The sequence below is a fragment of the Streptomyces sp. KR80 genome, from assembly GCF_052245555.1.
Taxonomy (GTDB): Bacteria; Actinomycetota; Actinomycetes; order Streptomycetales; family Streptomycetaceae; genus Streptomyces.
Genome location: NZ_JBQQCD010000022.1, coordinates 39,049 through 54,102, shown reverse-complemented (window position 1 = coordinate 54,102; position 15,054 = coordinate 39,049). Strand labels below are relative to the sequence as shown.

Annotated in this window: 13 protein-coding genes; 8 read left to right on the top strand and 5 right to left on the bottom strand. The window is 71.3% G+C overall.

What is annotated here, in order from left to right:
• Both ACTWQI_RS25405 and ACTWQI_RS25400 read left to right on the top strand, forming a co-directional pair.
• Positions 1-1,242: an acyl-CoA dehydrogenase family protein gene (locus ACTWQI_RS25405; protein ID WP_443274061.1), complete on the top strand. Its 1,242-nt coding sequence runs from the start codon at positions 1-3 to the stop codon at positions 1,240-1,242.
• Between the two features lie 378 nt (positions 1,243-1,620).
• Positions 1,621-2,142, top strand: a complete 522-nt coding sequence (locus ACTWQI_RS25400) for an ATP-binding protein (RefSeq protein ID WP_443274060.1) — start codon at positions 1,621-1,623, stop codon at positions 2,140-2,142.
• A 354-nt stretch (positions 2,143-2,496) separates the two neighbouring features.
• Here the strand turns inward: ACTWQI_RS25400 and ACTWQI_RS25395 are convergent, their stop codons facing one another.
• Positions 2,497-3,423, bottom strand: a complete 927-nt coding sequence (locus ACTWQI_RS25395; protein WP_443274059.1) for a cyclase family protein — start codon at positions 3,421-3,423, stop codon at positions 2,497-2,499.
• A 165-nt stretch (positions 3,424-3,588) separates the two neighbouring features.
• Here ACTWQI_RS25395 and ACTWQI_RS25390 point away from each other — a divergent pair, with 165 nt between their 5' ends.
• The 4 genes from ACTWQI_RS25390 (at position 3,589) to ACTWQI_RS25375 (ending at position 8,349) form a co-directional block, all read left to right on the top strand.
• Positions 3,589-4,500 (top strand): SDR family NAD(P)-dependent oxidoreductase, encoded by a 912-nt coding sequence (locus ACTWQI_RS25390; RefSeq protein WP_443274058.1) that lies wholly within the window; start codon positions 3,589-3,591, stop codon positions 4,498-4,500.
• 119 nt (positions 4,501-4,619) lie between these two features.
• A complete protein-coding gene (locus ACTWQI_RS25385; RefSeq protein ID WP_443274057.1) occupies positions 4,620-5,792 on the top strand; it encodes an acyl-CoA dehydrogenase family protein in 1,173 nt (390 codons plus the stop codon).
• A complete protein-coding gene (locus tag ACTWQI_RS25380; protein ID WP_443274056.1) occupies positions 5,789-7,255 on the top strand; it encodes an aldehyde dehydrogenase family protein in 1,467 nt (488 codons plus the stop codon). The genes ACTWQI_RS25385 and ACTWQI_RS25380 overlap by 4 nt, the downstream gene beginning before the upstream one ends.
• 26 nt (positions 7,256-7,281) lie before the next feature.
• Positions 7,282-8,349 (top strand): Zn-dependent alcohol dehydrogenase, encoded by a 1,068-nt coding sequence (locus tag ACTWQI_RS25375; protein WP_443274055.1) that lies wholly within the window; start codon positions 7,282-7,284, stop codon positions 8,347-8,349.
• Positions 8,350-8,470: 121 nt separating this feature from the next.
• Here the strand turns inward: ACTWQI_RS25375 and ACTWQI_RS25370 are convergent, their stop codons facing one another.
• The 4 genes from ACTWQI_RS25370 to ACTWQI_RS25355 all read right to left on the bottom strand — a co-directional run bounded on the left by ACTWQI_RS25370 (position 8,471) and on the right by ACTWQI_RS25355 (position 13,971).
• Positions 8,471-9,124, bottom strand: a complete 654-nt coding sequence (locus ACTWQI_RS25370) for a flavin reductase family protein (RefSeq protein WP_443274054.1) — start codon at positions 9,122-9,124, stop codon at positions 8,471-8,473.
• 157 nt (positions 9,125-9,281) lie between these two features.
• Complete coding sequence (locus ACTWQI_RS25365) at positions 9,282-10,100, bottom strand: enoyl-CoA hydratase/isomerase family protein (RefSeq protein ID WP_443274053.1); 819 nt, start codon at positions 10,098-10,100, stop codon at positions 9,282-9,284.
• A 328-nt stretch (positions 10,101-10,428) separates the two neighbouring features.
• The gene (locus ACTWQI_RS25360; RefSeq protein ID WP_443274052.1) at positions 10,429-12,654 is read right to left on the bottom strand and encodes an acetate--CoA ligase family protein; all 2,226 of its coding nucleotides are present in this window, start codon (positions 12,652-12,654) and stop codon (positions 10,429-10,431) included.
• A gap of 123 nt (positions 12,655-12,777) precedes the next feature.
• Complete coding sequence (locus tag ACTWQI_RS25355) at positions 12,778-13,971, bottom strand: flavin-containing monooxygenase (protein ID WP_443274051.1); 1,194 nt, start codon at positions 13,969-13,971, stop codon at positions 12,778-12,780.
• 155 nt (positions 13,972-14,126) lie between these two features.
• Here ACTWQI_RS25355 and ACTWQI_RS25350 point away from each other — a divergent pair, with 155 nt between their 5' ends.
• Positions 14,127-14,579 carry a DoxX family membrane protein gene (locus ACTWQI_RS25350; RefSeq protein ID WP_443274050.1) on the top strand — a complete coding sequence of 151 codons (453 nt, stop codon included), beginning with the start codon at positions 14,127-14,129 and terminating at the stop codon, positions 14,577-14,579.
• Positions 14,576-15,037: a Zn-ribbon domain-containing OB-fold protein gene (locus tag ACTWQI_RS25345; RefSeq protein WP_443274048.1), complete on the top strand. Its 462-nt coding sequence runs from the start codon at positions 14,576-14,578 to the stop codon at positions 15,035-15,037. The genes ACTWQI_RS25350 and ACTWQI_RS25345 overlap by 4 nt, the downstream gene beginning before the upstream one ends.
• Positions 15,038-15,054 lie beyond the last annotated feature (17 nt).

The following is a 15,054-nucleotide window of genomic DNA, read 5'->3' as shown; positions in this document are numbered from 1 at the left end:
GTGGACTTCAGGATCACGGAGGATCAGCGGGCGCTCCGGGAGGGTTTCCGTGCGGTGCTCTCCAGGCGCTTTCCACGTGAGCGGCTGCGCGCCGTGGTCGACGGTGCGACTGAGGAGAGGGCGTTCGCCGACGGTGCCACGGAGAGTGGGGGCGGTGGAACGACGACCGCGGACCGCGCGGCGTCGAACGGACAGCCGATCCTCGACCGTCGGCTCTGGCGCGAGCTCGGCGAAGCGGGCTTCTTCACGCTGCGGTTGGCCGAAGCGGACGACGGAGTGGGGCTGGGCCTCCCGGAGGCGGTGCTCGTGTTCGAGGAGGCGGGCCGGGCGCTGCTGCCCGGTCCGCTCGTGGCGACGCACCTGGCGGCGGGGTTGGTGGCGGGCGCGGCCGAGGGGGAGGCCGTGGTGACCGCGATCGACCTGGCGGAACCTGCCTTTGGAGCTCCCACCCCTGGGGGGCGGGACGGGAACGGACACGAGCACGGATGCGCCGCGGGCCGACGCGACCCCGGCAGGCGGGTGCAGGACGCGGTGCTCGCCGAGCACTTGGCTGGGGCGGACGCCGTCATTGTCGTGGGCCCTGACGGCGCGGGTGTGCGGGTCCTGGGTGCGGATGACGTTGCGGCGGTGCCGGTGCGATCGGTCGATCCCGCCACGCCGTTGCATCGCGTCGCGGGCGGCGCGGTGACGGCAGCCCTGTCCGCGTCGCCTCGGGCCTCGGGAGCGGGGCGCACGGTGACGGCAGCCGGCGACCCGACCCGTACCGCCCGGACCCGTACTCTCGAGGTCTGCGGCGATGCTGCGGTGCTGCGGCGGGAGGCCGCGCTGCTGACGGCCGCCCAGCAACTGGGAAGCGCGGGCCGCACGCTCGACATGGCTGTCCGGTACGCGGGTGAACGCGAACAGTTCGGGCAGCCGATCGGTGCCTTCCAGGCCGTGAAGCATCTCTGTGCCGAGATGCTGGTACGAGCCGAGGTCGCCCGCAGCGCCGTGTACGCCGCCGCAGTCACCGGAAACGCCGGTGACTGCGCCGCGGCCAAACTTCTCGCCGACGAGGCCGCCGTACGCAATGCCCGAGACTGTCTGCAGGTGCACGGCGGCATGGGCTTCACCTGGGAGGCGGATGTGCATCTGCATCTCAAGCGCGCCTGGGTGCGGGCCGGACAGTGGCAGTCGGCCGCCGAGGCGGAGGAGATCCTCGCCGCGGGCCTCATCGATGACATGTCCGAACGATTCGTCTGACGGCGTCACTGAGCGTCGATATCGGGTTGTGTCCGATACGTGACTCGTTACAGGGGGGAGTCGGCCGCGGGCTCGGGTAATCTCCCTTGGGTGCGAGTGGTTCTGAGGCGCAACCGTCCCGACGTGGTCTCGATGACGACCTCGGGTCGGCGCATGTGCCCCGCTCGCGGCGGGTGGAAGCGTCGGAAACCCGCTTGTTCGATCCCCCGCAATGCGCGTCGCACAGTATGCAGGACGCGTACTCCTTTGCGTCGGAATATGCCCGAAGCGCTTGTTGGGGTGACTGTACGTCAACCATGCTGTGTCTCGTCGGGATCACGGAATGTGATCACGTGGAGGCGCGAGGCGATGTGTCCGCCGGTTCGGATGGTGTGAGCGGTGCAGGTGCTTCAGGTTCAGCTGGAGGTGAGGCCCGATCCCGCGGAAGTGGGGCGGGCCCGGACGTGGGCTCGTTCGCGGCTCGCACGATCCGGCATAGAACCTGACGAACCTCTTGCGGAGACTCTGATCCTGCTGATCTCGGAACTGGTCACCAACGCCGTGGTGCACACCGGCTGTCCGGCCGTGCTGCGGATGCTCCTGCCCGACGCGGACGCCGCCGCCTCCGTGCCGGGTACGGCTGCGGGCGCGGTGGAAGCGTCGGCGCTGCGCGCGCGTGGCGCGGAGACGGTGCGCGTGGAGGTCGCCGATCGCAGTCTCCGCCCCCCGATGCCGCGGCATGCTCAGGGTGAGGAAACCAACGGGCGCGGACTGGAGCTCGTGGACGGGCTCGCCGATCGGTGGGGCTGGCGGGCGGAGGGCGCGGGCAAGAGCATCTGGTGCGAAGTCGACCGCAGTCGGCCCGCGCTGGGAGTGACCGGCGCGTACGAACCGCCGTGCGCCATGACGAATCGGGCATAGTCGTCAAAGTCCAGACCAGGTATTGACGCCCCATGTTCACTTGATCACTCTTGACGTCAGCGATTCGTCGTGAGGGGACGTCGATGGGTCTGGTCTCCCGGCAGTTCGGGGTTCACGGCTCCTTGGCGAGTGCGGGTCGCGGTCCGGCGTCTGTGGATGCGGCCAGGGAAGCCATGCGTGTCATGGCGGTCGGCGCGGCATTGCGGCGGGGCCCGAGCGCCGGAGCCGGGTGGCGGTTCGCTGTGCCGCGCTCGGGGCGCGTATGAGCGCACCGCCACCCGAAACCGGGGTCGGGCCATGGGCAAGTCGGCCCCACTCGGCAGCCGGTTGCCCCGGTCGGCAGCCGGTTGCCGGTCAGAGGATCGCGACCGGCGCGACGGGCGTCCCGGTTCCTCCGACGAACGGTTCGGGCATCGCGGAGAGCAGGAACGCATGACGCCCTTCCTCCGCACAGGCCTCGGACAACTCCTCCAGATTCCAGTTCTGGCCCTGGAGCATGCCCATCTCGACGAGGTCGAGGGCATGGACCGGCAGCCAGAGGTCCTCGATCTCCGGCGGGAAGATCTCGAAGGTGAGGGTGTCGTTGGCGACGGCGGCGACATCGCGGGCGTGGAACCACTCGGGGCAGCGGATCGACAGGCCGGGTGACGGGAACGCGTAACCGTGCCGGTCGCCCGCCAGGTAGTGCTGGATCTGGCCGGTCCGTACGAGGACGACGTCGCCCGGGCGGACGGTGGTGCCCGCCAGATCCTCGGCGGCTTCAAGGTCTTCGGGGGTGACGGCGTGGTCGCCGTCGAGTCGGTCCGTGCCCCGGGCACGGGCGACGTCGAGCAGGACGCCGCGGGAGACGATGTGCCGGGCGGTGTGGATGCCGCTGAAGGCGGAACGGCCGTGGGCGGTGATCGAGTCGGCGGGACGGCCGTTGTAGATCCTGCCGGAGTGTGAGACATGGGTGAGGGCGTCCCAGTGGGTCGCCGCCTGGAGGGCCATCGTCACGACGTCGTCGCTGGTCGCGACGGTGCCGGGACCGAACATCCGCTGGTTGACGGCGATCATGGTGTGCAGCGGATTGATCCGGCCGGGGATCAGGCCGGTCTGCACGCCGTCCTGCTGCAGGGGAAGCGCGAGCGGGATACGGCGGCCGGTGCGGACGCCGGCCGCGGCGGAGCGTACGACCTCGTCGGTTACGAGATTGAGCGTGCCGATCTCGTCGTCCTCGCCCCAACGGCCCCAGTTGTTCACGCGCTTGGCGATCTCGTGAAACTCCGGGGGCAGCGCCATCGGGTCCTCCTCGGATGCGGACGGCGGGTGGTTCGGGTGGGTCAGGGGGGCAGGTGGGTGGCTCCGGCGTGTGGCTGCGCCATTACTTCGTCGACGGGTCTTGTGCTCGGACTCACCAGTATCGAGAATCTAACGGTCCGTCAGATAGCGCGGGAAGGGGCCGGCGTGGGGAACTTCTTGGCAGGCAAGGTCGTGGCCGTCACCGGCGCCGGCCGGGGCATCGGGCGAGCCGTGGCGCTGATGTGCGCCGCCGAGGGCGCGAGGGTCGTTGTCAGCGACTACGGGGTCTCGGTCGAGGGCGCCTCGCCGACGAGTGAGGTCGCCGACGCCGTGGTGAAGGAGATCGAGGCGGCGGGCGGACAGGCGGTGGCCGTCGCGGACGACGTCGCGACGATGGCGGGCGGGCAGCGCGTGGTGGATGTGGCGCTCACCGAATTCGGGCGGGTGGACGGCGTCGTGTGCGTGGCGGGGATCCTGCGCGAGCGGATGCTCTTCAACATGAGCGAGGAGGAGTGGGACCCGGTCGTCGCCACTCACCTGAAGGGCACCTTCACGGTCTTCCGTGCGGCTTCGGCGGTGATGCGGCGGCAGGGCGGCGGCACGCTGATCGGCTTCACCAGCGGCAATCACCAGGGGAGCGTGGCGCAGGCCAACTACTCGGCGGCGAAAGGCGGGGTGATCTCGCTCGTACGGAGCGCGGCACTGGGCCTGCACAAGTACGGGGTGACGGCCAACTGCGTGGCTCCGGTGGCCCGGACCCGCATGTCCGCCAACGTGCCGATGGAGCTGAAGGAGATCGGCGAACCGGAGGACGTGGCCGCGCTGGTCGTCTATCTGCTGAGTGAGCGGGCCCGGGCCGAGAAGATCACCGGCCAGGTCTACACGATGGCCGGCCCCAAGATCGCTGTCTGGGCCCAGCCGAGGGAGCTGCGCGCGGCTTACGCGGAGGGCTCGTGGACTCCGGAGCGGATCGCCGACTTCCTGCCGGGGTCGGTGGGGAAGGACCCCATGCCGATGCTGGAGCGGCTGGAGGAGATGGCCGCGGCTGCGGCCCGCGGCTCCCGCCCCAATGCGTAGCCCCTCGCCGGGGTGGCCCCCTGCGAGGCCGGAGGTGCCTCAGCTCGGGGCACCCACAGAAACGGGTGGGTGGGAGACAGACCCCGGCCGAAGGCCGGGGTGAATTGAGGGAGGCGGGCGTGGAGTTCGGGTTTGGGCCGGAGGACGAGGCGTTTCGCGCGGAGGCGCGGGAGTGGCTCGAGGCGCACCTCGAGGGAGAGTTCGCCGACGCCGCGAGGCAGAGCACTGCCGTGCGGCGGGCGTGGGAGCGCGAGCTCGGGGCCGACGGCTGGATCGGACTCGGGTGGGACCGGGCACCCGGGACCTACGGCAACCGTGCGGCGAGCCTGACCCAACAGGTCGTCTGGGCCGAGGAGTACGCCCGTGCCCGGGCCCCCGGCAGGGTCGGCCACATCGGCGAGAACCTGCTCGCCCCCACGCTGCTGGCCTATGGAGACGCGGTCCAGCGCGACCGGTTCGTGCCGTCGATCGCCCGCGGCGAGGAGCTCTGGTGCCAGGGCTACAGCGAGCCCGGTGCGGGGTCTGATCTCGCCGCCGTCCGGACGGCCGCCGTACGGGATGGCGACACCTATCGGATCAGCGGGCAGAAGATCTGGACCTCTCTCGCGCAGGACGCGGACTGGTGTTTCGTCCTCGCCCGGACGGAGGCGGGTTCACAGCGCCATCACGGTCTCTCCTTTCTGCTGGTGCCGATGGACCAGCCCGGTCGGATCGAGGTCCGCCCGATCCGGCAGATGACCGGCACCGCCGAGTTCAACGAGGTGTTCTTCGATGGTGCGGTGGCACGGGCCGAGCACGTGGTCGGTGGTCCGGGCAACGGCTGGCGGGTCGCCATGGGCCTGCTCGAACGGGAGCGCGGCGTGTCCACGCTGGTCCAGCAGATCGGCTTCGCCGAAGAGCTCGACGAGGTCATCGGGCTGGCGCTGCGCACCGGCGCGGCACAGGACCCGGTCCTGCGGGACCGGCTCGTGCGGCAGTGGGCCGAACTCCGCACCATGCGGTGGAACGCCCTGCGGACCCTGGGGACGGCCGACGACCCGGGCGCCCCCAGCGTCGCCAAGCTGCTGTGGGGCGGTTGGCACCAGCGGCTCGGCGAACTGGCCATGCAGGTACGGGGCGCGGCGGCCGCCCTCGGTCCGGCGGACTGGTCCGCGGACCGCCCGTACGAACTGGACGCGATGCAGCGCCTGTTCCTCTTCTCCCGCGCCGACACCATCTACGGCGGCTCGGACGAGATCCAGCGCACCATCATCGCCGAGCGGGTGCTCGGCCTGCCCAAGGAATCGCGATGACGACGACGTACCAGCATTGGATCGGCGGCTCGTGGCGCGCACCCCTCGCGGGCCACTACCCCGTCATCAACCCGGCGACCGAGGAGGTCGTCGGCCACGCTCCCGAGGCGAGCGGGGACGAGGTCGCGGAGGCCGTCGCCGCAGCCAGGGTCGCGTATGAGGAGTGGTCGCGCACCGATCCGCGGGAGCGCGCCGCCGTGCTCGACCGGATCGCCGATCTGTTGACCGAGCGCGGCAAGGAGCTCGTGCCGCTTCTCCAGGCGGAGACGGGCGCGACCCTGCGCGTCGCGTCGACCATGCAAGTCCCCACCGCCGCCGACCGGTTCCGGCGCTATGCGCGCGGCGCCGTCGAGCCGGACGTCATCCCGCTCGCACCGCAGCCGGTCAAGGCGAGCCCGCTCGCGCCCGGCGGGCTCATCTCAGCCGCGGCCGTCCGCCGTCCCGTCGGTGTCGTCGGCTGCATCACCTCCTACAACTTCCCGATCGTCAATCTCGCGGGCAAGGCCGCGCCCGCTCTGGCCATGGGCAATACGGTCGTGGCCAAACCCGCCCCGCAGGACCCGCTCGGCTGCCTGGAGTTGGGCCCGCTACTCCAGGAGGCGGGGCTGCCCGACGGCGTCTTCAACGTCATCACCGGCTCGGGCGCGGCGGCCGGTGAGGCGCTGGTCGGGCACCCCGATGTCGACATGATCAGCTTCACCGGATCGACTGCCGTGGGAAGGCGGATCGCCCAATCCGCCGGAGAGACAATGAAGCGCACCCTCATGGAGCTCGGCGGCAAGGGCGCGGCCATCGTGCTGGAGGACGCCGACGAGACGGTGATCACGTCGGCGATCAGGGCTGTCGGTACTACCTGGTCGTTCCACAGCGGTCAGATCTGCACGGCTCCGACCCGCGCCCTCGTACATCGATCGCTGTACGAGAAGGTCGTCGCCGGTCTTCGACGATACGCCGGTGCGCTGACCGTCGGTGACCCTGTGGATAACTCCACGATCGTGGGCCCGGTGATCTCCGCCGCGCAGCGCGATCGCGTCGAGACGTACATCGCGGGAGCGCGGGAGGAAGGGGCTCGGGTCGTCGTCGGAGGGGAGCGGCCCGATGTCAAGACGGGCTTCTATGTGGCCCCGACGCTCCTCGCCGATGTCGCTCCCGACATGACGGTCGCGCAGGAAGAGCTCTTCGGTCCGGTGGTGGTGGCGATCCCGTTCGAAGACGAGGACGAGGCGGTCCGGATCGCCAACGGCACCCCGTACGGACTCTACGACTACGTGTTCGGCTCCGACGCGGGCCGCGCCTGGGCGCTGGCGGCCCGGCTGCGCAGCGGAAACGTGGGCATCAACACCGTCCAGCGCCACCCCGAGACCCCCTTCGGGGGCTTCAAGGAGAGCGGCGTCGGCCGGGACGGTGGGTCGTTCGGCCTGCATGCGTACAGCGAACTCCAGTCCGTCGTCTGGCCGTCTTGACGTGCCGTACTGAAGGGATCAGAGCCATGAGAGGCGTCATCTTCGACGGTCGCGCGCCCCAGGTGGTCGACGACCTGGAGGTCCGTGACCCCGGACCGGGCGAGGTTCTCGTCGGTATCCGGGCGGCGGGCCTGTGCCACAGCGATCTGTCGGTCGTGGACGGGACCATCCCCTTCCCGGTGCCGGTCGTCCTCGGTCACGAGGGCGCGGGCGTGGTCGAGGCGGTGGGCGCGGGCGTCACCCATGTCGAGCCCGGCGACCACGTGGCTCTGTCCACGCTCGCCAACTGCGGCACCTGCGCCGAGTGCGACCGCGGCCGTCCGACCATGTGCCGCAAGGCGATCGGCCGGCCCGGACAACCCTTTTCGCGCGGCGGTCAGCCGCTGCACAACTTCGCCTCCAACTCCGCGTTCGCGGAGCGCACCGTCGTCAAGGCGGTCCAGGCCGTCAGAATCCACCCGGAGATTCCGCTCACCTCGGCGGCCCTCATCGGCTGCGGTGTGCTGACCGGCGTGGGTGCCGTCCTCAACCGGGCGAGGGTCGACCGCGGAGACACGGTGGTGGTGATCGGGACGGGCGGGATCGGACTGAACGTCCTTCAGGGCGCCAGGATCGCAGGGGCGTTGACGATCGTCGCGGTGGACGCCAACCCGGCGAAGGAAGCCATCGCCAGGCAGTTCGGCGCGACGCACTTCATCGACGCGTCCGCCGTCCCGGACACCTCGGCGGCTGTCAGGGAGATCCTCCCCAGTGGCGTGGACCACGCCTTCGAATGCGTGGGCAACACCCGGCTCATCCGCCAGGCCGTCGACCTTCTCGACCGGCACGGTCAGGCGATCCTGCTGGGCGTCCCGCCCGCCACCGCCGAGGCGTCCTTTCTCGTCTCCTCGATGTATCTCGACAAGTCGATCCTCGGCTGCCGCTATGGCTCCTCGCGGCCCCAGCGCGACATCGCCCTCTATGCCGAGCTCTACCGCGCGGGGCGGCTGATGCTCGACGAACTCGTCACCGGCACTTACCCGGTGGAGGACTTCGCGAAGGCCGCCGACGACGCCCACCACGGGCGCGTGGCGCGCGGTGTGCTGACCTTCTGAGGGGCCGCGCGCGGCGGGGGCTTCGGACCTGGCCGGTCCACTTCCTGGGCCGGCCCAGAGGAGGGCCGGTCGACGCGCTCGAAGGGCTCACCTTTCGGTCTGCTGGGCGGCCCGCGCGGCCTCAGGGCCGCTGACGCGGCTCGGTGAACCGGCCGAACGCGCCACGGTGGAAGAGCAGCGGCCCGGCCGCAGCGGCCTCGTCGTCCGTGCCCATGGCCTGGACGCGGCCCACGACGATGAGGTGATCGCCACCGGTGTGCACGGCGTGGATCGTGCAGTCGATCCACGCCGGTACGCCCTCCAGGCGCGGCGACCCCGTCACGGGTGCCGGCGCATGAGGGACGCCCGCGAACTTGTCCGGCCGCCGGGAGCTGCTCACCGCGAAGTCGCGGCACAGGCCGTCCTGTTCCGCGCCCAGGACGTTCACGCAGAAGACGCCGGCCCGGGCGATACGGGGCCAGGTCGCGGACGTACGGCCCACCATGAAGGCGACCAGCGGCGGATCGAGGGAGAGCGAGGCGAAGGACTGGCAGGCGAACCCCGCGGGGCGGCTCTCGCCTTCCGGGGCGGGCGCGGTCACGATGGTGACGCCGGAGGCGAAGTGGCCGAGGACGCGCCGGAACTCCGTCGGGTCGACCGGCCGTCGTTCGTCCTCCCGCACCGCCCGGAGGTCGGGGCGCGGGAGCGGGTCGATCGGTCGCTCCACGCCCGTCGGCGAGCCGACCGCTCGCAGATAGCGCACGACCGTTGCCGCCATGCCTGCGTGTCCCATCATGCGACCCATTGAATCTGATAGGGCGTCAGATTGGAAGGGCCTTTACCGTGACCCCCGTGACATGACACCGCACGCCATGCTCCTGGGGCGCCAACTGGCCGCATGCGTAAAGTGTTTGGCTGCCCACCTCCACTCCCCCAGCCCGTCCGGGGAAGCGTCAGCAGCCTCGGTAGTGCGGGGAACGGCGCTCCACGAAGGACGCGACGCCCTCGCCGGCGTCGGCCGTCGTCATGTTGATCTCCTGGGCTGCGGCCTCGGCGGCGAACGCCGTGCCGCGGTCGGTGTCGAGGGACGCGTTGACCAGCTGCTTGGTGAGGGCGAGGGCGCGCGTCGGACCGGCGGCCAGCCGCTCGGACCACTCCCGTGCCGTCTTCTCCAGGTCATCGGCGGGGACGACCCGGTTGACCAGCCCCAGACGCTCGGCAGCGGGCGCGGGCAGCGCGTCGCCGAAGAACATCAGCTCCTTGGCCCGGTGCGGGCCGATGAGCCGTGGGAGCAGATACGCGCCCCCGCCGTCGGGTACGAGGCCGCGGCGCACGAACACCTCGATGAAGGTGGCCGATTCCGCCGCGAGCACGAGATCGCAGGCCAGGGCGAGATGTGCGCCGATGCCCGCGGCGGTGCCGTTGACGGCCGCGACGACCGGCTTCTCGCAGTCGAGTACGGCCGCGACGAGCCGTTGCGCCCCCGAGCGGATCATCCGGGCCACGTCGCCCGCCACGCGCTCGCCGCCGGTGCCCGCCCGGCTGCCGCGCAGATCGGCACCCGCGCAGAACCCCTTGCCCGTGCCGGTGACGACGACGGCCCGCACATCCGGGTCGGCGGAGGCCGTCCCGAGTAGCGAGATGATGCGTTCCCGCTGCTCAGGGGTGATGGCGTTCATCGCTTCCGGGCGGTTGAGGGTGATCCACGAGACGCCGTTGTCAGTGGCGTGCAGTACCAATGACTCGAGGGACTTCTCGGGGGAGGCAGTCATGCGGAAGCTCCTTGTCGTACTGCGGCGTTGGACGCGTCGGGGTGCCCGGAAGGCACCATCGGCCGCTGCGGTCGGGAGGCTTGCAGGGTCGAGGCGGTCGTTGCGCTCGCGACTCTGCTTGCCGCCCTGGCGGCCGCGGTACGGCGGCCGCAGCGACGCTCGCCGCGACCGGCGTCGTCGTGTCTTTCCCGTACGGGGGGCGGGAAAGACACGACGAGCCGGACCGGGCCCTTGGGCCGCGAACGACCGTGGGGTTCGGTGGGCGACCGACGCCGACGCTCTGCGGCTGACCTCGCGGCGGGCCGGTGTGCCGGGCGAGTCGCGTCGTTCATCGGCAGACGGCCAGTGCGTCGAGGGCGACCGCGCCCTGGCCTCTGTCCAGGACTACCAGGGGGTTGATGTCCAGCTCCGCGAGGCCGTCACCCACTTCGAGCGCCATGCGCTGGACCCGCAGGACGACCTCGACCAGGGCGTCCAGATCGGCGGGCGGCGCGCCGCGCGCGCCCTCCAGCAGGGCGTGTCCGCGCAGTTCGCGCAGCATCGCGCGGGCTTCGGTCTCGCCGAACGGTGGCACGCGTACGGCCGCGTCCCGCAGCACTTCCACGAGCACCCCACCGAGGCCGACCGTCACCGTCGGGCCGAACAGGCTGTCGTGGGTGACGCCGACGACCATCTCCACACCGCGCTCGATCATCTGGCAGACCAGCACGCCGTCCAGCGAGATGTTCTCGTAGCGGGCGATGTCGGTCAGCTCGCGGTAGGCCTCCCGGACCTGGCTGGCCGACGTCAGGCCGACCTTGACCAGGCCCAGTTCGGTCTTGTGGGCCAGCTGCGGCGCGGAGGCCTTCATGACGACCGGGAAGCCGACCAGTCCGGCGGCGCGGACCGCGGCGGCCGCGCTGGTCACCAGCTGCTCGCGTGGCACGCGGATGCCGTACGCCCGCAGCAGTTGCTTCGCCGCGTGCTCGCTGAGCTGGTGGCCCGGCCGCAGCAGGCCCTCCGCCTTGCGGGCCGAAGGGGACGGCGTGCGGGGCGCGTCGTCGAAGGGCGAGCGGTAGCCGGTGATGAAGCGATGGTGGTCGAGGTATGCACGGAGGGCGGTGATGCAGTTGGCGTACGTGCGGAAGGTGGCGACGCGGGAGGAGCCGAGCAGGGTGGTCCGGTAGGCGTCCTCGGTGCCGACCGGAGAGCCCCACACCACGCAGACCAGCTTGTCGGTGGCCTCCGCCGCGTCCACCAGATCCTGTGCCAGTTTGTCACTCATCGGCGGGAAGGGGCCGGTGATGGGGCACACGAGGACGCCGATGGCCGGGTCGGCGAGGATCGCGTCGATGATTTTCCGTCCGCGCCAGTCGCCCACCGGGTGGCCGCCGTTGTCGACCGGGTTCGCGACGCCGAGGTAGTCCGGTATCCACTGGTGCAGTTCGGTCTGCTTCCCGGTGGAGAGAGTGGGCAGTTGCAGCCCGGCGGCGGCGGCCAGATCCGCGAAGTGCGCGCCCGTACCGCCCGAGATCGAATAGACGGCGACCCCATCGGCGCGGGGCGGGCGGGCGCGCGCCAGGAGTGCGGCGGTGTCCTGCAACTCGTCGAGCCCGTCGACCCGGATCACGCCGAACTGCCGCATGGCCGCGTCCACCACCTCGTCCGCGCCGGTGAGCTTGCCGGTGTGGGAGGCCGCCATGCGGGCGCCGGTCTCCGTGCGACCGACCTTGATCGCCACCACCGGCACCTTGTTCCGGGCCGCCCGGTCGGCGGCGAGAAGGAAGGCACGGCCGTCCTTGAGCCCTTCCACATACGCGGCGATGGCACCGATCTCGGGCTGTGCGGCGAAGTACGAGATGAAGTCGGCGGTTTCCAGGTCCGCCTCGTTGCCGGTGGGCGCCCAGTGGGAGAGCCGGATGCCCAGCTCCTGGAGGGCGAAGACCGGACGGCCCTGATGGCCGGACTGCGTGATGAGGGCGATCGCGGGCCCTTCGAGGTCGTCGCGGAACTCCTCGAAGGCGTTGAGGTTGGTGTTGGGACCCAGCAGGCGCAGGCCGGAGCGCCGGACGGCGGCCGCCAGCCGGGCCTGGGCGGCGGCGCCCTCGTCTCCGGTCTCGGCGAACCCGGAGGCGAAGACGACGGTGAACCGCGCCTTGGCGTCGGTGAGTTCCGCGATCACCGGAAGGGGGTCGGCGACGAGCAGCACGGCGAGGTCGACGGGCTCGGGAAGGTCGGCGACGGAGGGGAGGCAGGGGATCCCGAAGACTGTTCCGCGGCCCGGGTTGACCGGGTGCAGGCGGGCGCCGACGCGCTCGGCCCAGTCGATGAGCCGGCGTGTGACACCGGTGTTGGGCCGCCCTTCGCTGTCGGATGCGCCGACGACGGCCATGGACTCCGGCCGGAAGAACCGGTCCAGGTCGGGGACGGGCGCATGGAGCGGGCGTCCGCTGACGTCCGTGTCGGTGACCTCGGAGGCCGTGCTGTGGACCACTGTCTTGGGAGGCGCGCCGCAGGCCGCGACGCGGGCGGGGCGGGAGTGGGTGCTGAGGGTTCCGTGAGTCGATCCAAGCATCGTTCCCGCTCGCTCCTGTTCGATGGCCGACATGACGAGCATCTAGCTGACGCGTTGTCAGATTACTTAATTGACGCGGCGTCAGGAAACAGGGCTGCAGGAGAAACGGCCGACGGCGCCTCGTCAGGGGCGCGGCGCACCCCGGCGGCGCGCCCGCTGCCGGGCGATGGCGCGCGCGATCTTCCCGGCGTCGATGGCAAGCTCCCGGAGCGTGCCGCTGATGGGGTTGGTGTAGCCGGTGAAGTGCAGGCCGGGGGCGGCCGGGCGCCGCCCGTGGCGGCGCGGGCGGCCCCGGTCGTCCAGCACGTCCAGGTGGCCGACCAGGTTCTCGAGTCCGCGGCGGTAACCCGTGGCGGCGATGACCACATTGGGCGTGACGGGGGCACCCGCGGCGAGGATCACCTTGTCGTCCTCGAAGCCCTGCACGGCTGCCACCGGTTCGACCTTCCCGGACCGGACCGCGTCGATCAGCCCGACGTCCTGGATGGGGATCGCCCCCTCCAGGACCCGGGAGTACAGGCCGGTGTCCGGGCGGGCCAGCCCGTACGGGGTGAGGTCGGGCACGGATATCCGGGCGATCGTGCGCGCCGCCCGGTCGACCGCACGGCGCGGCAGCCGCCGTACGAGGATGGCGGTCGCCTGGGCGGGCCAGCCCGCCGTTGTGCGGCGCACGATGTGCGGTGCGGTGCGCACCGCGAGGCGTACTCGTGACGCCCCGCCCTCGGCGAGGTCGACGGCGATGTCCGCTCCCGTGTTGCCCGTGCCGACGACGAGCACGTCCAGGCCGCGGAACGGCGCGGCGTTGCGGTAGTGGGTCGCGTGCAGCAGCTCGCCACGGAAGGTGTCGCGGCCCGGCCAGTGCGGGACGTACGGCGTGTGGTTGAAGCCCGTCGCCACGACGACCGTGTCCGTCGTGAGTTCCCGGCCGCCGACCGCCCGCAGCAGCCAGCCGGAGCCGGACCGTTCGATGCGGGACACCTCGACCTCGGTGGCGATCTCCAGCCGGTGGTGCTCGGCGTACTGCTCCAGGTAGCGCACCACGGCGTCCCGGCCGAGCCAGCGCCCGTACGAGCGCGGGATCGGCAGCCCGGGCAGCGCGGACAGCCGACGTGTGGTGTGCAGCTCCAGCCGGTCGTAGTGCCCGCGCCACGCTGCGCCCAGCGAGTCGGACTTCTCCAGCACGACGGCGTGCACCCCCTGTGCACCCAGGGCGGCCGCGGTGGCCAGTCCGCCGGGTCCGGCGCCGATGACGTACACCGGGGAACGGCCCTCGCGGCTCTCGGAGGGCGTAGGGGGCGTGGGGGCGATGTCGGGCATGCGCGTGAGCGTACCCGGATGATTGTCGTGCGCCCGTCACGTGTGCATCGAAATCGGTTGCGGATCGATCACGTCCCGCGAGGCCTTGCGCGTACCGCCCGCTTCCGCTGAACTGACGTACCGTCAGGAAATCCCTTGAGATGGGGGTGTGCTCGGTGCAGACGATCTGGCTCAGCGGGGCCGAGTGGCTCGCGGTGCTCCGTATCGGCCTCGGCCTGTGGTGGCTGGAGAGCTGGCGGCACAAGGACAGGAAGGGCTGGTTCGAGCGCGGAACGGGGATCGCCTGGGCGGCCGATGTCGCGGCGGAGCACCGCTGGCCGTTCGTGCGGCGTGGCTTCGACGCGGTGGTGCGGCCCCGCCCCAAGCTGATGGCCTACGTGGTGGTGTATGCCGAACTCGCCCTCGGCCTCGGTCTGGTGCTCGGTTTCCTCACCCCGATCGCCCTGGCCGGAGGCCTGCTGCTCAATCTGATCTACCTGGTGCTGATGATCCACGACTGGGCCGAGCAGGGGCAGAACGCGATGATGGCGCTGATCTCGCTCGTCGCCCTCTTCGCGATGAGCTGGCAGGCCTGGTCGCTGGACAACCTCTGGGGGCTGTTCTTGTGAGCGCGCCGCGGTTCGACCGGCCCGAGGCGGACGACATCACCCGGCCCTACTGGGACGCGGCCGCGGACGGGCGGCTGCTCATCCGGCGCTGCACGGACTGCACCGCCCCGCACCACTACCCGCGCGAGTTCTGCCCGCACTGCTGGAGCGAGGACGTCACTTGGGAGCGGGCGAGCGGCCGTGCCACCCTCTACACATGGTCAGTGGTGCACAGGAACGACCTGCCGCCCTTCGACGGCCGCGTCCCGTACGTCGCTGCGGTCGTCGAACTCGCCGAGGGCCCGCGGATGATGACCGAGATCGTGGACTGCGCGGCGGAGGACCTCCGCATCGGCATGGCGCTGTACGTCCGCTTCCGCGGCGACGTCCCCCAGCTACCTCCCCCTGGAGGTACTCCCCCTGGGGGTGCCCCCATGGCCGTACCCGTCTTCGCCCCGGCGCCGCAGCCGGAGACCTGACGGCGACGCGACGGCAT